Raw genomic sequence first — 20,977 nt, 5'->3', positions numbered from 1 at the left:
ATTCAGAATTCAGATTTACATAGTCTCGAATTTCTCTTTTATCGCCTTCTCAGTACCTTTAAAAAGATAGAACACCATTGCCGCCAGCAGTGCAATGCCGATCCAAAACTTTACATCGGGTGACACCGGGACAAAGTAACCCAGTAATGAGATCACGACCATAACAGATGCGCCTTTTATCATTTGCATGGTAGAATACCGCTGTGCAAAATCCCAGCGTTCCTGCGACTTCATAGATGACGCAGTGCGATAACCATAAAGAGGATTGATCTTTTTTGGCGGAAAACAGTAGGTGACCATTGCCGCGATAAGGAAGATCACACCACATAGCAATGATACCGCAAACGAGTTGGTAAAAATTTCTTCCATATTATTCAAAATCTATAAATTGTGTAGGGTTTATCGGGTAGCCGTCCTTCCAGAGCTCAAAATGCAGGTGTACTCCCGTAGACTGTACACCTGTAGATCCAGCCAGTGCGATCACCTCGCCCGACTTCACGATATCCCCCTGCTCCTTGGTAAGCGATGCCGCGTGCTTATATACCGAAAGGATCCCGTCGTTGTGGCGCAGCACGATCACATTGCCGTTAGTAGGCGTCCAGTCGGCCAGGATAACCGTTCCTGCGGCTATAGATTTTATCGGTGTGTCTTTTGCAAGGGCAATGTCTACCGCAAAGTGCTTGGCCTTGGCATTATAGTTCTCTGTAATATGCCCTTTTACCGGTGCGAACAGCACCAGGCCTACTTTAGGCTTAGCCGATTCGAACAGGTTATACTTATCTTCTTTTGCTACCTCCTCCCGTAGCTTCAGGTCTGCTTTGGAGGGCTGCATTTCTTCGTCGGTAAGGGCCGGCTGGTCTCCGGGAACTATAGAGTCGCGGCTCAGTTTGGTATGGTCAAGGTCGCCTGTAAGCACCTTTTTTATTGAGGCCAGGTAAGCACTGTTCTCGTTGATCACTTTTTGCAGCGAATCGGAGCGAAGGGCGTTCTCCGTGGCTTCACGCTTCAGTTTGGTCGACGCATAGCCGGGAATGTACTCCCGCAGGGGTGTAAAGGCAATGATATAAGTTGTAAGGGCGATCATTACGATGCTCACCGATGTCAGCACTACAAAAACGTTCATGAGGTTAAGCCTCAATGAGAACAGTTCCTCAAAAGAGTCTTCATTAAGTATCACCAGGCGGTTCTTGGTGAACAGCCTTTTCCTGATCAATTGCCTTTTGAGCCTTTTTGCCGACATAACAACCGTTTAATTCACAAATATAGTAATATGGATCTAGCCACCAATCCCGTAAATTCTACAATTTCGGCCAGTAGTGTCCAAAAAGGCTCTAATTTATAGGTTTTCGAACATTGTTCAAATTTTCATATAATGCAAACCAAAAACAAAAATTTAGCGTAAATAGTTTTTGTAATGCATTTTATATATAACTTTGTGGGATAATTAAAACTTGTTGTCATGGGAAAATTTGGTTTAACAGAGATCCTTGTCATATTGGTGATCGTGGTGTTGCTGTTCGGGGGTAAAAAGATCCCTGAGCTTATGAAAGGATTGGGTACCGGTATCAAGGAATTCAAGAACGCTGCAAAAGACGGAGAACAGCCTGCTACTTCTAAGAAGCCAGCGCAGGAAGAAAATAAACTGTAATTACCAAAAGGTAGTTATAAACAAAACCCCTCTGAATAATTATTCAGAGGGGTTTTTTATTCTTTCGTGGGAATACTAATACTCTTTGCCGATGCTGTCAAATTCAGTATTCTTATTATAAACATACTGAATAGACTTGTCGAAAGCCAGGATAGGGTAGAATATCATACCTAAAAACAGCAGACCGACCGTAAAACCGGCATCCTTGCCAAAAGCTTTAGAAAGCTGGTTGACCATCATGATAGCAAAAACAATGTTCGCAATAGGAATAATGAGCATTAATATCCACCACCAGGGCTTCCTGATGATCTCCAATAAAACTATAATGTTGTAAATTGGGATGAGCGACGCCCATCCGGGTTTCCCCGCTTTCTCATAAATTTTCCATTGCGCTATTATCATAACTATCATGATAGCCAACGCAAATAAAATGATCCCAAGTCCTAATCCTAACATGTTAAAAGTTTGTTAATGGTTAAGCTACGAATATATAAATTTTTGAAATACGACCAAATGCGATATCTCCTTTTCCCTATTTCGTAATAAAACCTGATAAATGCCTGCTTTAAATATATAATTGTCAAGAATACCTGACAATACAAAGGCCGACATTGCATAATACAGACTTTTTCGTCTTATCGATTAGTTGATGATCATCGTCAGCGCCACTCTTTTCCTGTCCTCATCTACCTCAACCACTTTTACGGTAACATGCTGGTGCAACTTTACCACTTCATTTACATCGCTTACAAAGCCTTCTTTGAGCTGTGAGATGTGTACCAGCCCGCTTTCCTTAATGCCGACATCTACAAAGCAGCCAAAGTTGGTAATGTTGTTCACAATGCCCGGCAGTACCATTCCTGTGCGGAGGTCTTTCATGGTTTTTACATTGGGGTCGAACTCAAAAACCTTTGCCGACTTGCGCGGGTCGAGGCCCGGTTTTTCAAGTTCTTTCAGTATGTCTTTTAATCCTAAAACGCCTATGTCTCCGGTAATGTAGTTGTCTACAGGGACTTTGGCAATGGCCTCTTTGTTCGATACCAGGTCAGCCGTTTTTAGTTTCAGGTCTTTGGCCATTTTCTCAACAATAGGGTAGGCCTCGGGGTGCACGGCTGAATTATCCAACGGGTTCTTCGCATTCGGTATACGGATGAACGCCGCCGCCTGCTGGTAGGCTTTTTCGCCCAGCCTTGGCACTTTCTTCAGCTGCTTGCGGTCTTCGAACGGGCCGTTCTCCGCACGGTAGGCTACGATGTTCTCGGCCAGCTTCTCGCCAATGCCCGACACATAGCCCAGGAGCGACTTACTTGCCGTATTAATATTCACGCCCACCGAGTTCACGCAGCGCATTACCACCGTATCCAGTTCATCTTTAAGCATGCCCTGGTCAACGTCGTGCTGGTACTGTCCTACGCCAATGGCTTTTGGCTCTATCTTTACCAGTTCGGCCAGCGGGTCGCTCAGGCGGCGGCCAATGGATACCGCGCCCCTTACCGTCACATCATAACTGCCGAATTCCTCCCTGGCGATCTTCGATGCAGAATATACTGATGCACCGGCCTCGCTTACTATGAACACCTGCACCGGTTTGTCCCACGCTATTTTTTTGATGAAATGTTCCGTTTCGCGACTGGCAGTACCGTTGCCGATGGATATCGCGTCGACCTTGTAGGCATTCACCATCGAGCGGATCTTTTTCATCGCGATGGCCGACTCATTTTGGGGGGCGTGCGGGAAAATGGTCTCGTTGTAAAGCAAGCCGCCGTTCTCATCGAGGCATACGACTTTACACCCTGACCTGAAACCGGGGTCAATGGCCATGATCCGCTTTTCGCCCAGCGGCGGAGCCAAAAGTAATTGCTGCAGGTTGGCCGCAAAGACCTGTATGGCAACGGCATCGGCTTTGGCCTTGGCCTCCTGCATGACCTCGTTGGATATGGCGGGGTTCAGCAGGCGCTTGTAGCTGTCGGCTATGGCGAGCTTTAATTGAGTCGCGGTATCACGGTTGTTCTTAATTACGGTCTGCTCCATGAAGTCGAGCACCTCATCATTATCCACTTCCGTCTTTAGCTTGATGAAGCCCTCATTCTCGGCGCGCAGCATGGCTAGCAGGCGGTGGGAGGGAGCCTTGGCCAGGTTTTCGCTCCAATCGAAATACTGCTCGAATTTCTTGGCTTTCTCGTCTTCCTTGCCGGCCTTGGTGACCTTTGTTGTAACAGCCGCTTTGCGGCCGAAAATTTTCCGGAGCGACTTGCGGATGTATACGTTCTCGTTGATCCATTCGGCGATGATGTCGCGCGCACCCTGCAACGCCTCGTCCTCATTCAGCACCTGCCCGTTCAGGTATTTGGAGGCGATGAAATCCACATCGTCAGCGTTCTGCGCCATGATGACCTTTGCCAACGGCTCCAGGCCTTTTTCGCGGGCCACATCGGCGCGGGTCTTTTTCTTCTTTTTGTAGGGGAGGTACAGGTCCTCCAACTCGGTAAGGTCAAAGCTGGCGGTTATTTTCTGTTCCAGATCTTTGGTAAGGGCATCCTGCTCGGTTATGCTTTTCAGTATCGCATCCTTACGCTTTACGATGGCCTCATACGCCTGGCTCAGCCTTGCGATCTGCTCAATAACCACCTCATCGAGGTTGCCGGTCCTGTCCTTACGATAGCGGGCAATGAAGGGTATGGTGCAGTCTTCCGCAAGCAATTGCAGTGTGGCTTCGATGCTTTTGGTATTGGCGGTGACGTGGGTGGCTATGTATTGGAGATTGGTCATGGGTAGAATTTTTGGAATGCAAATATGGAGAAAAAGTTTTTGTAAGGAAAAAATTTGTAGGTTTGATAATAAACTAACGGTTATGATTAAAGAAATTGAAGTAAAGGGATTGTACGAAGTTTTTGATCATCCAATTCATTTAAAAGAGGAAGATATAACTCTTATTCTTGGAGAAAATGGGCTTGGGAAAACTTTAATATTAAAAATGATTAAATCATTTTTTGACAAAAATTTTAATGAATTACACACGTATAGTTATGAAACATTTAAATTAGTTTTTGACGATAATACTCAGATTATAATTTCGAAAAGCATAAAGGATGATAAAACATTTTTAAATTTTGTATATAAAGAATCCAAGAAAAAAAATGAGAAGTTTTCTATAAATATTGATGATCTTAACCATACTCGAAGAAGCCGAAAGGGTTATCAAAGAACTTTTTACTTTGATGATTTAGAATCAAGATTATCAAATTATCTTCCATCTCATATTGAGAGAATAGATATAGATATGTGGCATGATAAATTTGAAAGCGAACTACTTTCAACAAGCACATTATTACAGAAATATCGAAAATTTTTACCAACTTCTCTGTTAGAAGATTTAGACAATATACCATTATGGTTATCTAGCAAAGTTGACTCTCTAAACGTAAAAATCATCGAAACACAAAGATTGCTCTACAGAAGAAAGGCTCAAGAGAGCGAATATGAATCATCAGTTTTAAAATATTCAAGAGAACTTACCGAAATAATTAAAAATAAAACAGTCGCAGCAACTGATTTTGCTTCAAAATTAGATAGAAGCTACCCTAACCGTATTATTCGAGCAATAACTAAAGAGTCTTTAGTATCAGATGAAGAATTAGAAATTAGTTTAAAAAATCTTAATCAACGTAGAGAATTATTAAATCGTGTCGGGCTGTTGGATACAGCTGAGGAAGATATTGTTGAGGTTACAAACAAATTTCAAGATGACTTTAGTTCGAAAGAATTATTAAAGGACGTACTACATATTTATCAAATTGATAGTCACGAAAAATTAGATATCTATGAAGATATAGCCTTAAAGCTTGATTTATTGATTAAATTGATAAATAAAAGATTCTTATATAAAACATTGGCAATTGACAAAAAAAAGGGATTTGTATTCACATCAACAATTACAAAAAAAGATATTCCATTAAATGGCTTATCATCCGGTGAACAACATGAATTAGTATTATTTTACCAACTTCTATTTGATCTTGAACCAAATACACTGCTGCTAATTGACGAACCTGAAATTTCGTTACATATTTCTTGGCAAAATCAATTTATAAACGACCTACGAGAAATAAAAAGATTAAATAACTTTTATGCAATTATTGCAACACATTCACCAGATATAATAGATAAAAACTGGGATTTAACAATACAGCTAAAAGGAGTGTAATATGACAGGAGATATTACTGCTAATCGTATTGCTAATGCAATTCGTATGAAAGATAAAAATAAAACAAAAAATTTCCTAATTGTCGAGGGAATTACTGATCAAGTTTTTTTTAATAAGTTTATAGAAAAAAGCTACTGTGATATTGAAATAGCTTTTGGAAATTTAAATGTTATTGCAGTCGTGCAGAATTTAGCTACTGGTGGATTTAGTGGAGCTATAGGTATAATTGATTCTGACTTTAGAGTCATTAACGGCGAAATTTTTGGTGAAGGGCCAATTTTTTTATCTGATTTTCATGATCTCGAAATAATGTTTATTTCTTCAGATACTTTTAGTGATGTTCTTAACGCTTATAATGTAGAACAGAAACTAGCTTCACAATGGAAATCTTATATTGACTTTAGAATGCATCTTTTTGAAATTGTGAAATCTATTGGTCATTTAAAATTAATCAATAACAGAAATAATTATAAAATAAAATTTAAACCTGACGTACCCGATGGTAAATATATTGACTATTCCAAATTTGTAGATATTAAATCATTAGCGTATTTAGGTGATAAGGAATTGATAGATACGGTTCTTAAATATGAAAATCAACAAGCTAAGATCAATGTCGACCGAAAAACTTTATTAGAAGATATCAAGAATTTAGATAAAAATATAGATAAATATCATTTATGTAATGGACACGATTTTATGCAACTCATAGCATTGGCGCTAAGAAAAAATATTTCTAATTTAAATTCAAATGCTATTGGACACAAACAAATTGAAAGAGAATTTGCTTTAGCATATGATAGTAGATTTTTTAAAACAACAAATCTATACAGTAAAATAAAAGGATGGGAGCAAAATACAGGAAAAATAATTTTAAACTGTTGACCTTTACTAGCCCAAATTTGAGGTTATGTACATCTTTAAGTGACAAGCAAGATCATTGATCCAGCGAAATAAAAACCTTAAATGCTCCCCAATCTATCCCTCACCCTCGACCAACTCGAAAAGACCTCTTGGGGCGAACCCACTTACGATTCCTACCTGGTGCGTACCTGCCACGCGTTGCGTAAAAAGCCCTTAAAGGACTTTACCATTGAGGACCTTCGCATTATGATCGGGCAGAACATTTCATTGGAATACCTGATGCCGCTGGCCATCCTGGAGCTTAGAAAAAACATCCTCGCCGAAGGCGATTTTTATGAGGGCGACCTGCTTAAAGTGGTGCTTTCCGCTGAAGGCGGTTTTTGGGAAAAACACCCCGGAATGGGGGAGAGGGTAGCAACGATTTACCGGCAAAATGAGGCGGTTATTGAGGCGTCCATAAGCCGGAAAGAGTTAAAAAAGGCATTTGAGGGGTTTGTCTTCCCCCCGGCTCCCTCCGAGGGAGGGGGAGACGTGAAGTAACACTCCTGCCGGCTGCGCAACGCGGCTCTTCCATTCCGACGATAGGAGGAATCTCAAATGACAGGACGTAACACTCCTGCCGGAATAATTATTACAATAAAAAAACACTGACCAGTCGTGTATTGACTAGATCAGTGTTTATACTATCCGTGATGATACGCTAAATAAACGTCATCCGTATTCCCTTAGCAAGAGATCTTATCCACCCTTTGCTGGTGCCTGCCGCCTTCAAAGTCTGTATTCAGGAACGTATCGACCATATCTACTGCCTGGTGGATGGCGGTAAAGCGGGCCGGGATGCTGAGGATGTTCGCATCGTTATGCTCGCGCGCCAGCGCCGAAATTTCTTTGGTCCAGCACAGGGCCGCGCGTACTTTCTGGTGCTTGTTGGCGGTCATGGCCACACCGTTGCCGCTTCCGCAGATTATGATGCCGAAATCTACAGTACCGTTCTCAACGTCGGCAGCTACCGGGTGCACGAAGTCAGGGTAGTCTACGCTGTCGAAGGTGTCGGTACCGTGGTTGATCACTTCATATCCTTTGTCCTGAAGGTATTTTACAATGGCTTGTTTGTACTCGGGGCCTGCGTGGTCGTTGCCGATGGAAATTTTCATTTGTAATAAGAGTTATGTTGTTGTAGGGCAAAGGTAGGAAAATAAGTTTCACAGCCTCCGGATAGCTATCGGGACTCAAAGTAGAAAGCTCACACTTTTATGTCGGTCATCTTACTTCAATAAAAGAATTATACATTATTGATGAGCAGATCATCTTGAGGGTCTTGATTATTTTTGATGCATACCTAATGTTTCAGCAGCGCATTCATTATCAATTATTTATACAACCATTAGATTTTCGTGGCGTAATAATATAGAACTAAATATGTTAAAATCGTATCATGTTGATAAATATAAAAAACTACTGAAAACAAAGCGTTTGTATTTTAACAGTTATTGTTAATAAGTATAAATGAAAAAAGAGAAGTTTTTTCAGAAGTTGACCGAATTTTTTCTAAGACAAAATCCAAACGATATTTCCAAATTTATTTCTCATGATCTTATTGGAATGTTATGAAAACGTTAACACTACTTATTAACATGAATTAACAATCTGACTTATTAAAAATATAAGGGTAGAAATGGAAATTAACCATTGTTGATAACCTTTTACGAAAACAACGAAACCACTTCACTCTAATCTGTTTACGTTTTCTTAACATTGTTGATAGCGTTGTAAAACTATCTATAAGTCATAAATACCGTGTCACCGGGAAAAAGTTATAGCTGCTATTAACAAGCAATCATAATCACCAAAAATTTTAAATTTTAAAAAATCTTTTTTTTTTGTTTTTAATAAATGTTGATAACCTTTTCAGCTATCAGACGATCTTCAGATCTTGTTCGGAAGTGAATTGGTCAATGATATCCTTAACAGTGATGAGATCATTTGGATGTACCTTTAGCCTGATGCCACCGAAGGCGTGCGAATACATTGGGGCAATGCCTGCCATGGCTTCATTTTCGAAATAGTGGGATATCCCTGCCTCCTGAAGCAGGTGCTTTATCACGGTGATCTCGTGGGGATAGGTAAAGACCGCGGCGGTAACGAAGTTGTTCATATAGTGTGGTATTGCGTAAAGCCTTTATAAATTTACATATTTAAAAGTTATTATTTCATTAAAGGTAAGCGCTTATCTGATTGTTATTCGTAATTTTCCTGCATTATTTAAGAAAATTATGACTAAGAAGAACGGAAAACCGTCGCCAAAAAAGGAAAAGGATTTTTCGAGGAAGATCTACAAGATCCTTGCAAAAGACCCTAACAGATCGTATAACTACAAGCAGATCGCGGCGGTATTGGAACTGGACGACACCAAGAGCAGGAATGAAATTATAAAGGAACTGAAGATACTGGCATCCCAGGAGCAGATAGAGGAAACCGACCGCGGCAAGTACAAAGTGATCGCAAAAGCGGACTATGTAGAGGGGACCATTGACATGACAAGCAGGAAAACGGCTTATTTTGTATCGCCCGAGATTGAGGATGATGTATTTATACCAACGAACAACCTGAACAAAGCCCTGGATAAAGACAAGGTAAAAGTATACATATACAACCGCAGGAGAGGCCGCAGGCCCGAAGGTGAAGTGGTAGAGATACTGGAGCGCCACAAGACCGAATTCGTTGGTGTGATCGATATACAGAAGAATTTTGCATTCGTCTCTACAGCCAACGCTAAAATGTATACTGACATTTTTATCCCGAAGAACAAGTTGGGTGAAGCTGAGAACGGCGATGTTGTACTCGTGAAAATGGAAGACTGGCCTGCGAAAGCCGACAGCCCTTTTGGGGAAGTGATCAAGGTACTGGGCAAGCCGGGTGAACACAATACTGAGATCCATGCTATATTGGCGGAATACGGATTGCCATACGATTTCCCTGTTGATGTGGAAATATTCGCGCAAAAACTGGATACCGATATACACGAAGATGAAATTGCCCGCAGAAGGGACATGCGCAAAACACTGACCTTTACCATTGACCCTAAGGACGCGAAAGACTTTGATGATGCATTATCATTCGAAAAGCTCGATAACGGCAACTATGAAATAGGCATACATATTGCCGATGTTTCCTACTATTTGCAGGAAGGGACGATACTGGATGCCGAAGCGTATCAGCGTGCCACATCTGTCTACCTGGTAGATAGGGTAGTACCCATGCTTCCCGAAGTATTGTCTAACTTTGCATGTTCTTTACGGCCGCATGAGGAAAAATACACGTTCTCTGCAGTGTTTGAGATCAATGAAAAGGCAGATGTGGTGAACCAGTGGTTCGGGCGTACAGTGATTTATTCTGACCAGCGTTTTGCCTACGAAGAGGCACAATACATGATAGAGACGCAAAGCGCGACCATACCGGCCGAAATATCGCTGACAGGGGAAACCTATACCGTAAGCGAAGATATTCGAAATGCAACGCTTAAAATGGACCAGCTGGCCAAGATCATGCGCAGGAAGCGGATGGCTGCCGGTGCGATCTCTTTCGATAAGGTAGAAGTAAAATTCCACCTTAACGAACAGGCAGAGCCTACCGGTGTTTATTTTAAGGAGGCTAAAGACTCTAACCATCTGATCGAGGAATTCATGCTTTTAGCGAACAGGAAGGTTGCGGAATTCATTGGCAAGCAAAAGAAAACATTCGTATACCGTATCCACGAAGAACCTAATGAGGACAAGCTGATCGCGTTACAAACCGTGATCTCTAAATTCGGCTATAGCATCAACTTCAAATCGAAGAGCCTTATCTCAAAATCGCTAAATACGCTCTTGCAGGATGTACAAGGCAAAAAAGAGCAGAACCTTGTAGATACCCTTGCGATCCGAAGCATGAGCAAGGCTAAATATTCCACCCAGAACATTGGGCATTACGGCCTGGCATTCGATCACTATTCGCATTTTACATCGCCCATACGCCGTTATCCGGATGTGATGGCGCACAGATTGCTGCAGTTTTACCTTGATGGCGGCAAATCTGTAGACGAGGAGGCTTATGAAGTTATGTGTAACCATACATCTAACATGGAATACCTGGCGGCACAAGCCGAGCGCGACAGCATTAAGTATATGCAGGTGAAATACATGCTTGACCACAAGGACGAGGAATTCCTGGGTGTGGTTTCAGGTGTGACAGAATGGGGGATCTATGTGGAGATCGTTTCCAACAAATGTGAAGGCATGTGCCGCATCCGCGAAATAAGGGACGATTACTACACCTTTGATGAAAAGCAATATGCGCTGGTAGGGCAGGTGACGAATAACATTATCCAGCTGGGCGACGAGGTATACGTTAAAGTAAAGAATGCCGACCTGGTAAAAAAACAGCTTGATTTTACTTTCTTGAAAAAGAAAGGGGACGAATAGATCCTGTTTTAAAATTTAATCTCATTTTATGACGCACCTCTTCCTGAAAAAGAACGGGTGTGTTTGGTGTAAAAAAACCAAAACTGTAACACTGGCTTGCTTTTTGAGTCTTTATTAGAAATTTAGAGAACCTATTCAAAAACAAAGAGTATGAAAAAGTTTATTGTGATCGCATTTTTAGGGTTAGGGCAAATCCTTACGGCCCAAGTAGCCAAGACTATAGGGCAGTTCACTACCATCAAGGCCTTTGACCAGATCGATGTAACCCTTATCAGATCTGATAAGAATGAGGTAATTATCAATGGTTCCCGTAAGGATGATGTAGAAGTAGTGACCAAGAATGATGAACTGAAAATTCGCATGAAGCTGGCCAAGCTTCTGAAAGGCGATGATGTTAGCGTGACCGTATATTATACAGGAAAGATCAGTCAGGTAGAGGCCAGTGAAGGTGCCAGGATAGCATCGCAGGAAACTTTTTCGGCTACCGCTTTTGAGGTAAATGCTAAAGAAGGTGCTGAAATAAAACTGAACCTTGATGTGCAAAAGTTGAAGTCGAAAGCAAATTCGGGCGGTATATTGAACATTTCCGGTACAGCCGGAAACCATGATTCGGTAGTGACTTCCGGTGGTATTTTACATATGAGGGACCTTGAGACAAAACAGACTGCCATTACCATTAATGCAGGTGGCGAAGCCGATATTTATGCGACCGAATATGTGGATGCAAAGACCAGGGCAGGAGGGGACATCAACATTTATGGAAATCCTAAGCAGGTGGACCAAAAAGAATTTGCCGGCGGCAGGATAAAGATCGTAAAAGGATAATTTCGTAATACACTTTAATGAGATCCCGGGGAGAGCAATTTTTTTCCCCGGGATCTTTTTTTGCAAAATACTATAAAGGTTTTCACTGATCTCCAACATGATGAAGTTCGATCTGTGAAATTTTTACGGGAACTGTAACATTTCAAAATACTACAAAGTCTTTAGCATGAATACGATCATTCATCTAAAACCTACATTATGAAAACATTATTTGCTATTGCGGCAGTTGCCCTATGCCAGTTAGCCCTTGCCCAGCACACACAGGAGTTTAAAGAATTGAAAAGGATAGCTATAAAAGGCGATCTTGCGGTAACCCTTGTAAAAGATTCCCAAAACAAAGTTGTTTTCGGGGAAGGGTCAGAACCGGGCGATATTAAATACGATAACGGTTCGCTCTACCTCGAGGGAGATGGTACGGCAACCCTTTATTATAAAGATGCATTAGAAAGCCTTACAGTAGGATCTGACGTAAAAGTGGTTGGTAAGGACGAAATAAAAAGTAAAACGTTCACGCTGGCTACCGGATCGGACAGTAAAGTGGCTGTAAGCTTTAATGTAAGTGAGCTAAGTGTAACAGCAGGCTCTGATGCGCAGATCGCGCTCAAGGGAAAGTCGGCTAATGCAAAGTTCACTGTTGGGTCGGATGTGCAGCTTGATGCTAAGGAATTAGAATCTCAGGATGTTTTAGTTACCATGGCCTCTGATGCACAAGTAATGATCAATGCAAAGGGCGAAGTAAGCGCAGTAGTAGCATCTGACGGGCAGTTGACCATATATGGCAACCCAAAGAATGTAAAGGAAACTAAAGGGTCTGACGCAAAAATAACACTGGTGAAATAGAATTTAATAGGAGTTGTAAAGAGCCCGGAAGTGATGTGTTTCCGGGTTTTTTGTTTGGTTTCACACCGGCACCTCTCTTAAGTTTAAGTGTTCAGCTTCACTCATGCGGGTTAGCGATCATTCCTATAAATTTATCCGGATCTGTATTATCCGGTTAACTAAAAAATAACTGTTTTTATTTAAAAATTTAAAATTGTAACTTGCCTTCTTAATCAAGATTTAATGTTAGAGGACATTTTCAGCGCTATCCCGCTTGGCTTTTTCCTGAGTGTCATGCCCGGCGCTGTATTTTTTGTATTATTGGAAACCAGTGTCGTTAAGGGCTTTAGGTCGGCCATTGCATTTGACCTTGGTGCCATAACTTCCGACATTGTTTTTATCCTCATTGCTTATTTCAGCAGCTACAAATTGCTTGAAAAGATCAAGGATGAACCGGCCCTTTTCATTTTCGGCGGGCTTATAATGCTTACTTACGGGCTTATTTCTTTCTTTAAGATCAGGAAAACATCAAAGAACGAACTGATAGACGATGCTTCCCGCGACATCATTAAAAAAGATTATTTCAGCCTGTTCGCAAAAGGTTTCCTGCTAAATTTCATCAATATTGGTGTATTGGGCTTTTGGCTCGCGATCATCATTACCTGGGGGCCGCAGCTTGACCTGAAGCCCTCACGGATGTTTATTTTCTTTACATCAGTGATCGGCACTTATTTTATGATCGACCTCGGCAAGATAATGTTGGCCAAGCAGCTTCGCAATAAGCTAACTTCGCAAAATATTGCTAAGATCAAGAAGGGTATAAGTATCATACTAATGGTTTTTGGCCTTGCACTGTTGGTACAGGGATGGTTCCCGAAGGAAAGCACAAAGATGATCGAGCAGTTTGAGAACCAGTCGGCAGCGGAGTAATTTCAGATCGAGCTTCACTCTTTCCTGAAAAATTCAGTGGTTATAACTTGTAGAATTACACTTTAAAAAACTAAGAATAATAATAAATGGGCACCATAAAACTCCAGAATATCCGCACCTTTTCTTACCACGGCTGCCTTGTAGAAGAAAGCAAAATAGGCTCTGATTACCGCGTTGACCTCGAGATCAAGGCTGACCTCCGCAGATCCATGGAAACCGATGAACTGGCCGACACGGTGGATTATGTACAACTGAACAAAATTGTAGTGGAAGAAATGGCTATTCGTTCCAGGCTCCTGGAGCATGTGGCACAGCGCATAGTCAAACGAATTTTTAGCGAATTGCCCGAAGTTTCGAGGATAGTGCTTTCAGTTTCAAAGCTTAACCCTCCCATTGGTGGTGATGTAGAGTCCGTAACAATTCAACTGGAAGAATACCGCACCTGATTTTTATTGCACTTTATATCGTTTTTTCTTGCGTTAGTGCAAAATATATGTAAATTTGCCATCCATATTTATGGCATCTTGGCCGAGTGGCTAGGCACAGGTCTGCAAAACCTGCTACAGCGGTTCGAATCCGCTAGATGCCTCATAAAAGCTGTCTGTAAAGGCAGCTTTTTTTGTTTTTTCAGGGATTTAACACAACTTCAAACCCTGGGCCTCTTCCCAAACTTTGCAACTCTGCTATTCTGTCACTTTGCAACTATTTAATTACATTTGCACTTCATACAAGAAAACTATGTCAACTGAAGAAAGGTCGCTCAATTTCATAGAGCATATCATTGAAGAGGATTTAACTAACGGACTGCCCAACGATAAGCTGCGTTTCCGCTTCCCACCGGAGCCTAATGGTTACCTGCATGTAGGCCACGCAAGCGCCATTTGCCTGAACTTTGGACTGGGGCTAAAGTACAATGCACCGGTAAACCTGCGTTTTGACGATACCAACCCTGCCAAGGAAGAACAGGAATATGTGGACGCTATAAAGAAAGACGTACAATGGCTGGGCTATGAATGGGCTGAGGAGCGTTATGCGTCAGACTATTTTCAGGAGCTGTATGACTGGGCCGTGGAGTTCATTAAAAAAGGTGTGGCGTATGTTGACAGCCAGTCGTCTGAAGAGATGGCAAGGCAAAAAGGATCACCTACACAACCTGGGGTAGAAGGCCCATACAGGAACCGTTCGGTAGAAGAGAACCTCGAGCTTTTTGAACGCATGAAAAATGGCGAATTTCCTGAAGGCACCCATATCCTTAGAGCTAAGATCGACATGCAGTCGACTAATATGCTCATGCGCGACCCGATCATGTACCGCATACTCCACGCGCATCACCACCGCACCGCCGACAACTGGTGCATATACCCGATGTACGACTGGGCCCATGGTGAAAGCGACTACCTCGAACAAATATCACACTCACTGTGTACGCTGGAATTCCTGCCGCACAGGGAGCTTTACGACTGGTTCCTTGACCAGATATATGACAGTACCAAAGTGCGTCCTAAACAGCGCGAATTTGCCCGCCGTAACCTGAGCCACACCGTTGTGAGCAAAAGGAAACTTTTACAACTGGTGAACGAGAACCACGTAACCGGCTGGGACGATCCAAGGATGAGCACCATTTCGGGTATGCGTAGGAGGGGCTACCCGCCAATGGCCATTCGTAATTTTGCTGATACCATAGGCATAGCGAAGCGTACCAACCTTATAGATGTATCGCTGCTTGAATTCTGTGTGAGGGAAGAACTGAACAAGACCGCACCGCGTGTAATGGCAGTGCTTGACCCGGTAAAGCTTGTAATTACCAATTACCCTGAAGGACAGGAGGAATGGCTTGAGGCCGAGAACAATCCGGAGGACGAAAGTGCAGGCTTCCGTGAAGTACCTTTCTCGAGAGAATTGTACATTGAGCGCGAGGACTTTATGGAGAATGCCAACAGTAAGTATTTCCGCCTTACTTTAGGCAAAGAAGTACGCCTTAAGAATGCGTACATCATTAAAGGGGAAAGTGTTGTTAAAGATGCTGACGGAAATATTACAGAAATACATTGTACCTATGATGCTGACAGCCGCAGCGGAAGTGGCAGCGAGGCCAGCATGCGTAAAATAAAAGGAACTATTCACTGGGTATCGATACAGCATGCCGTTACTGCCGAAGTGAGGGTATACGACAGGCTTTTCAGCAACGAAGCGCCTGATGGTGATAAAGATGTTGATTTTAAGACGTTCATTAACCCTAATTCATTGGAAGTTATTACCGGTTACCTTGAGCCAAGCCTTAAAAGTGCCGAAGCAGGGGAGCGGTACCAGTTCCAAAGATTAGGATACTTCTGCGTTGACCCGGATACGAATGCCGAGAAGATCGTTTTCAATAAAACGGTCGGGCTTAGGGACACGTGGGCAAAACTTGAAAGTAAAGAATAATTTTACATACAGTAGATGAAACCGATAGTTAACTGCTATCGGTTTTTTTATTCATGCCTGTTACGTCTGAATAATAATAATTATCGATTTTATTTCAATATCAGATCAATTCCAATTATTATTTACAATTCTGATCACAATTAAGTATCGATAAATTTAATCTATTGAAAACAGCCTCCATAAACTGATCCTCCTACAATAATTTTTGTAAGAAACCCAAATCCTTATTGGCAGTTGTAAAACAGCTTTAAATCGCCTTATTTTTAGTTTTCACATACTTTAGCGTTCAATTAACTACACATTAACATCCTACAAAATTTTATTTGCCGTATCTTTAGATGAAACCGATAGTTAACAGCTATCGGTTTTTTTATTTATGCCTGTTCAGCTCTGAATAATAATTATCGATCCTACTTCAATATCAGATCAATTTCAATTATTATTTACAATTCTGATAATAATTAAGTACTGATAAATTTAATCTATTGAAAACAGCCTCCATAAACTGATCCTCCTGCAATAATTTTTGTAAGAAACCCAAATCCTTATTGGCGGTTGTAAAACAGCTTTAAATCGCCTTATTTTTAGTTTTCACATACTTTAGCGTTCAATTAACTACACATTAACATCCTACAAAATTTTATTTGCCGTATCTTTATGAAAAGAAATTATTAATTCAAAAAATAAAAGATTATGGCTGGTAAAACAGGAACAATAGTAGCCGTGCTTGCAGGTGCGGCAGTAGGAGCAGCGTTGGGAATTTTGTTTGCCCCGGACGAGGGTTCTAAGACAAGAAGGAAGATCAAAGACGGCGTTGGTTCGAAAGCCGATGAGATCAAAGACAAGTTGAGCGAACTTACTGAAACCGTAAAAAGCAAATTTGGTGGCGCGAAGCAGGACCTACAGGGCACGCTTGACAACCTGGTAACAAATGTTGAGAGCAAGAAAGATGAGATCATCGATGCCCTTGAAAGGAAACTGGACGAATTGAAAAGCAGTAAAGCTGCAGCAGCCGGCACGAACGGTAACGCTGCAGGAGGAAATAATTAATAACGTACTATGGCATTAGAAGATGTAAAGGATAATGTGGAAGACCTTAAAAATGAGGCAAAGCGTGTAATAGACGCTAACTTAAAGTACTACAAGCTGTGGGGCTTTAAGATACTCATGAAGTCGACCACCATGATGCTCAAGCTTTTCCTGCTTGCCGTCATGCTGATGATCGTTACGGTCTTCTTTTCCATTGCCGCCGCTTTGGGCATTGGGTATTGGCTTGATAATTTTGCCTGGGGCTTCCTTATAGTAGGCCTTATATACCTGATAATGGCCATTGTAGTGTATTATGTTCAGGATAAGATCGTGGAAGGCCCGATGCTGTCGCGCTTTTCAAAGATATTCTTAAAAAAGTACTAACCATGAATACGACGGTATACAGCTCATACGACGAGATCAACAGGGACCTTGAGATCCTTAAAGTAGAGAAGGACCTTGCTTATGCAAGGTTTATGAAAGACCTTGAGGAAACAAAAGACAGCCTTACACCCATGAACCTGATCGGCGAAAAGCCAAGACAGGTATTGGGGATACTCGGACTATTATCGGGGCCGCTGAAGAGTGCAGCGCTAACATGGTTATTCAAGAAAGTATTTTAATGGGGGAGGACAATGAAGAGAAAGCCGCTGACATTACATCAGCGGCTTTTTATTTACCGGCAGGTTTTATTATTTCCTGCCTTTGCCTTGCCTTTCCTTGCGCTTTTGCTCGCGGTAGGCTTTAAGCTCATCTTTATCGAGATAAGAATCCTTGTTGGTATCAATGGCGGCAAAGTTCTCCTTAAGTTTTCCTTTAGGCGCTTTGTCTGCTTCCGCCAGACTTATTTTCCCATCATTGTCGGTATCCAGCTTAGCGAACATTTCGCCATTTCCTTTCCCTTCACGAACTTTTTCTTTTTCCTGTGCAACAGCACCTGCTGTGGTAAACAATGCTGCAAGCATCATCAGTCCTAAAAACTTCATTTTCATAATTTGATATTTTGATATGAGGTTAGACTTCTCTATAGTTGTTTGGTTTAATGCAAGTTAATAATTTAACTAAAAGTAGCAAAAAAACCGCTGATCTCTCAGCGGCTTCTAAAATTATTCTGTTGGGGCTTCATCAGGTGTTTCTGCGGTTGGAGGCTGCTGCCATGTACTCCTGCGTTCTTCCTGTTCACGCTTTTCCCGTTTTTTACTGCCTTGCTTTATGGCTTCTCCCACCTGATTGGAGGCGGTGAATGATGCTACCATATTGTTGAGCATGTCGCTGCCGGCCTGTGGCGAGTTGGGTAGCAGGATAAGGTTGGAGTTGGTATCGCTGCCTATGGCCTGTAGCGTATCATAATGCTGTGTTACTACGATAAGCGCAGAAGCTTCCTGAGAGTTGATGCCTACTTTGTTGAGCACATCTACACTTTCTACCAGTCCACGGGCAATTTCACGGCGCTGGTCGGCGATACCCTGTCCCTGCAGCCTTTTGCTTTCCGCTTCTGCTTTTGCCTTGGCTACGATACGAATGCGTTGTGCCTCGGCCTCATATTCTGCAGCCGATTTTTCCCTGTCAGCGGCGTTGATGCGGTTCATGGCATGTTTTACCTGGGGATCCGGGTCGATATCGGTGATCAGCGTATTAATGATGTCATAGCCGTAGCCTGACATAGCTTCGTTCAGTTCGCGTTTCACTGCAACGGCAATGTCATCCTTGCGCTCGAATACATCATCCAGTTTCAGCTTTGGTACTTCGGCACGCACTACGTCAAAAACATAAGAAGTGATCTGGTCATGCGGGAATTCGAGTTTGTAGAAGGCATCGTACACTTTTTCCTGTATCACCTTGAACTGCACCGATACCTTCATTTTCACGAATACGTTCTCCTTGGTCTTGGTCTCGATGATCACGTCGAGCTGCTGTATCTTGAGGTTCACCCTTCCGGCAATGCGGTCGATGATAGGTATCTTTAACTGTAACCCTGCGTGGCGGATGCTGTGGAACTTACCAAAGCGTTCCACGATAACCGAGGTTTGCTGCTTAACGGTAAAGAATGATGAGAGAAAAATGACTACTGCAAAAAACAGCAACACATACAAAAAAATGTTTTCCATGATCTGTTTGTTTTTATTGATTTTTGGTAAGATATGGAATTTTAGGGAAATAAAAAAGCCTTCCCGAAGGAAAGCTTTACTGTTGTTAAACCTACAGGTATCACGTTACCTTGCAAGTTCTATAATGTTCCTATCGCCTTTTTGATCCTTGCGATCGCCTCTTCTTTCCCTATCAAAGATATGATGTCAAACAGGTGTGGGCCCTTCATGGCGCCTACAAGGCTTAAACGCAGCGGCTGCATCACCTTGCCCATACCAATGCCGTTCTCTTCCATCCAGGCCTTTGTAACAGCCTCTACATTGGCAGAGGAGAAGTCCAGCGTGTTTTCAATAACGTTGATAAGCTGTTCCATAATTTCTGCCGTCTCTGGTTTCCAGTTCTTCACGGCCTTTTCATCGTATGATGACGGCGCTTCAAAGAAATAATCGGTCAGGTCCCAAAGTTCACTTGCAAAAGAAGCACGCTCCTTTACCAATCCTACAACTTCTGTAGTATATTCTATCGGCCTATTGATGCCTTTTTCCAACAGTACGTGTGACAATTGCTTTGCCAAAACCTCGTTATCCTGCCTGCCGAAATACTGGTGGTTGAACCACTTGTTCTTCTCCGGGTCGAATTTGGCGCCGGCCTTATGCACACGCTCCAAATCAAAAAGGTGTACCAGTTCGTCAAGCGTGAACAGCTCCTGGTCGGTGCCCGGGTTCCAGCCCAGCAGTGCCAGGAAGTTGATGACCGCTTCCGGAAGGAAACCGTTTTCCCTGTAGCCTGAAGATGTAGTACCGTCGGGGTTTTTCCATTCTAACGGGAATACCGGGAAGCCCAGCTTGTCGCCATCGCGCTTAGAGAGCTTTCCGTTGCCCACAGGTTTCAGTATCAGTGGAAGATGCGCGAACTGTGGTGCCTCCCAACCGAATGCTTTGTATAGCAATTCGTGTAGCGGCATTGAGGGTAGCCATTCCTCGCCACGGATCACGTGGGTGGTTTCCATCAGGTGGTCATCTACGATATTGGCCAGGTGGTAGGTAGGCATGCCGTCGCTCTTGAACAATACTTTATCGTCAAGCAGGTTGGTATCGAACTTTATATCGCCACGGATGATGTCCTTAAGGTGCAGTGTTTCGTTTACAGGTGTTTTAAAGCGGATCACGTAATGCTCTCCGGCATCAATGCGCTTTTGGACTTCTTCTTTTGAAATGACAAGTGAAGTGTCCAGCTTTTCCCTGTTGGTATGATTGTATATGAACGTCTTTCCCTCGGCTTCATCCTGCTTGCGGAGTTCGTCCAGCGCTTCCGGGGTATCAAACGCATAGTAGGCCCATCCGGAGTTGATCAGTTCATCTGCGTAGGCATTGTATATCGCTTTCCTTTCGCTTTGGCGGTACGGCCCGAACTTGCCTTCCTTGCCAACGCCTTCATCAAACGGTATGCCCAGCCAGTTAAGGGCTTCGATGATATATTCTTCGGCTCCCGGAACAAAACGGTTCTGGTCGGTATCCTCAATTCGCAAATAGAAAACGCCGCCATGCTTCTTGGCGAACAGGTAATTGAAAAGGGCGGTCCTGACACCGCCTATGTGTAATGGCCCGGTCGGGCTTGGCGCAAAACGCACACGGACTTGCTTTGGCATTGGTTATAATTTTGGGGGCAAAGATAGGGGAAAGAAG

The 20,977-nt window shown here is 42.6% G+C and carries 22 protein-coding genes and 1 tRNA gene; 14 read left to right on the top strand and 9 right to left on the bottom strand.

Translation table 11 applies throughout. From position 1 onward, the window contains the following. Positions 1-15: 15 nt before the first annotated feature. Positions 16-369, bottom strand: coding sequence for an SdpI family protein (locus tag ACT6R0_RS10665; protein WP_444653478.1), 354 nt, complete (start codon positions 367-369; stop codon positions 16-18). A gap of 1 nt (position 370) precedes the next feature. Then, positions 371-1,240, bottom strand: coding sequence for a M23 family metallopeptidase (locus ACT6R0_RS10660; protein WP_444653479.1), 870 nt, complete (start codon positions 1,238-1,240; stop codon positions 371-373). A gap of 219 nt (positions 1,241-1,459) precedes the next feature. On the opposite strand from ACT6R0_RS10660, the gene tatA reads away from it, so the two are divergent. Next, positions 1,460-1,648: a twin-arginine translocase TatA/TatE family subunit gene (gene tatA, locus ACT6R0_RS10655; RefSeq protein ID WP_444653480.1), complete on the top strand. Its 189-nt coding sequence runs from the start codon at positions 1,460-1,462 to the stop codon at positions 1,646-1,648. A 75-nt stretch (positions 1,649-1,723) separates the two neighbouring features. Here the strand turns inward: tatA and ACT6R0_RS10650 are convergent, their stop codons facing one another. Next, the gene (locus tag ACT6R0_RS10650; protein ID WP_444653481.1) at positions 1,724-2,104 is read right to left on the bottom strand and encodes a DUF5684 domain-containing protein; all 381 of its coding nucleotides are present in this window, start codon (positions 2,102-2,104) and stop codon (positions 1,724-1,726) included. A 186-nt stretch (positions 2,105-2,290) separates the two neighbouring features. Next, entirely contained in the window at positions 2,291-4,417 is a 2,127-nt protein-coding gene (locus tag ACT6R0_RS10645) for a Tex family protein (RefSeq protein WP_444653482.1), read from the bottom strand. An 82-nt stretch (positions 4,418-4,499) separates the two neighbouring features. Between ACT6R0_RS10645 and ACT6R0_RS10640 the strand changes: the two genes are divergently transcribed. The 3 genes from ACT6R0_RS10640 to ACT6R0_RS10630 all read left to right on the top strand — a co-directional run bounded on the left by ACT6R0_RS10640 (position 4,500) and on the right by ACT6R0_RS10630 (position 7,257). Continuing rightward, positions 4,500-5,852, top strand: a complete 1,353-nt coding sequence (locus ACT6R0_RS10640; RefSeq protein ID WP_444653483.1) for an AAA family ATPase — start codon at positions 4,500-4,502, stop codon at positions 5,850-5,852. A gap of 1 nt (position 5,853) precedes the next feature. Continuing rightward, a complete protein-coding gene (locus ACT6R0_RS10635) occupies positions 5,854-6,738 on the top strand; it encodes a hypothetical protein (RefSeq protein ID WP_444653485.1) in 885 nt (294 codons plus the stop codon). A gap of 81 nt (positions 6,739-6,819) precedes the next feature. Beyond that, positions 6,820-7,257 carry a contact-dependent growth inhibition system immunity protein gene (locus ACT6R0_RS10630; RefSeq protein ID WP_444653486.1) on the top strand — a complete coding sequence of 146 codons (438 nt, stop codon included), beginning with the start codon at positions 6,820-6,822 and terminating at the stop codon, positions 7,255-7,257. Between the two features lie 185 nt (positions 7,258-7,442). On the opposite strand, the gene rpiB is transcribed toward ACT6R0_RS10630, so the two are convergent. Then, the gene (gene rpiB, locus ACT6R0_RS10625; RefSeq protein ID WP_444653487.1) at positions 7,443-7,871 is read right to left on the bottom strand and encodes a ribose 5-phosphate isomerase B; all 429 of its coding nucleotides are present in this window, start codon (positions 7,869-7,871) and stop codon (positions 7,443-7,445) included. Positions 7,872-8,632: 761 nt separating this feature from the next. Further along, positions 8,633-8,872 carry a DUF2007 domain-containing protein gene (locus ACT6R0_RS10620; protein WP_444653489.1) on the bottom strand — a complete coding sequence of 80 codons (240 nt, stop codon included), beginning with the start codon at positions 8,870-8,872 and terminating at the stop codon, positions 8,633-8,635. 118 nt (positions 8,873-8,990) lie between these two features. On the opposite strand from ACT6R0_RS10620, the gene rnr reads away from it, so the two are divergent. From rnr to ACT6R0_RS10570, 10 genes are all read left to right on the top strand, one after another. Further along, on the top strand, positions 8,991-11,177 hold the full coding sequence (gene rnr / locus ACT6R0_RS10615; RefSeq protein ID WP_444653491.1) for a ribonuclease R: 2,187 nt from the start codon (positions 8,991-8,993) through the stop codon (positions 11,175-11,177). A gap of 150 nt (positions 11,178-11,327) precedes the next feature. After that, entirely contained in the window at positions 11,328-12,002 is a 675-nt protein-coding gene (locus ACT6R0_RS10610) for a head GIN domain-containing protein (protein ID WP_444653492.1), read from the top strand. 198 nt (positions 12,003-12,200) lie between these two features. Further along, entirely contained in the window at positions 12,201-12,842 is a 642-nt protein-coding gene (locus tag ACT6R0_RS10605) for a GIN domain-containing protein (RefSeq protein ID WP_444653493.1), read from the top strand. Positions 12,843-13,064: 222 nt separating this feature from the next. Next, positions 13,065-13,751: a LysE family translocator gene (locus tag ACT6R0_RS10600; RefSeq protein ID WP_444653494.1), complete on the top strand. Its 687-nt coding sequence runs from the start codon at positions 13,065-13,067 to the stop codon at positions 13,749-13,751. Positions 13,752-13,837: 86 nt separating this feature from the next. Then, entirely contained in the window at positions 13,838-14,197 is a 360-nt protein-coding gene (gene folB, locus ACT6R0_RS10595; protein WP_444653496.1) for a dihydroneopterin aldolase, read from the top strand. A gap of 72 nt (positions 14,198-14,269) precedes the next feature. Next, positions 14,270-14,340 (top strand) — tRNA-Cys (locus ACT6R0_RS10590). Between the two features lie 149 nt (positions 14,341-14,489). After that, the gene (locus tag ACT6R0_RS10585) at positions 14,490-16,175 is read left to right on the top strand and encodes a glutamine--tRNA ligase/YqeY domain fusion protein (RefSeq protein ID WP_444653497.1); all 1,686 of its coding nucleotides are present in this window, start codon (positions 14,490-14,492) and stop codon (positions 16,173-16,175) included. A 693-nt stretch (positions 16,176-16,868) separates the two neighbouring features. Further along, positions 16,869-17,225 (top strand): YtxH domain-containing protein, encoded by a 357-nt coding sequence (locus ACT6R0_RS10580; RefSeq protein WP_444653498.1) that lies wholly within the window; start codon positions 16,869-16,871, stop codon positions 17,223-17,225. Between the two features lie 9 nt (positions 17,226-17,234). Continuing rightward, positions 17,235-17,588, top strand: a complete 354-nt coding sequence (locus ACT6R0_RS10575; protein WP_444653500.1) for a competence protein — start codon at positions 17,235-17,237, stop codon at positions 17,586-17,588. Positions 17,589-17,590: 2 nt separating this feature from the next. Then, positions 17,591-17,827, top strand: a complete 237-nt coding sequence (locus tag ACT6R0_RS10570) for a DUF6327 family protein (RefSeq protein WP_444653501.1) — start codon at positions 17,591-17,593, stop codon at positions 17,825-17,827. Positions 17,828-17,896: 69 nt separating this feature from the next. Here the strand turns inward: ACT6R0_RS10570 and ACT6R0_RS10565 are convergent, their stop codons facing one another. The 3 genes from ACT6R0_RS10565 to gltX form a co-directional block, all read right to left on the bottom strand. Then, a complete protein-coding gene (locus ACT6R0_RS10565; protein ID WP_444653502.1) occupies positions 17,897-18,196 on the bottom strand; it encodes an EF-hand domain-containing protein in 300 nt (99 codons plus the stop codon). A gap of 114 nt (positions 18,197-18,310) precedes the next feature. Then, positions 18,311-19,312 carry an SPFH domain-containing protein gene (locus ACT6R0_RS10560; RefSeq protein ID WP_444653503.1) on the bottom strand — a complete coding sequence of 334 codons (1,002 nt, stop codon included), beginning with the start codon at positions 19,310-19,312 and terminating at the stop codon, positions 18,311-18,313. Positions 19,313-19,431: 119 nt separating this feature from the next. Then, positions 19,432-20,940 carry a glutamate--tRNA ligase gene (gltX, locus tag ACT6R0_RS10555; protein WP_444653504.1) on the bottom strand — a complete coding sequence of 503 codons (1,509 nt, stop codon included), beginning with the start codon at positions 20,938-20,940 and terminating at the stop codon, positions 19,432-19,434. Between the last annotated feature and the right edge of the window lie 37 nt (positions 20,941-20,977).

The sequence above is a fragment of the Flavobacterium sp. genome (genome assembly GCF_052437795.1).
Taxonomy (GTDB): domain Bacteria; phylum Bacteroidota; class Bacteroidia; order Flavobacteriales; family Flavobacteriaceae; genus Flavobacterium.
Note: the sequence above shows the minus strand (reverse complement) of the source record. Positions and strands in the feature narration are given on the sequence as shown.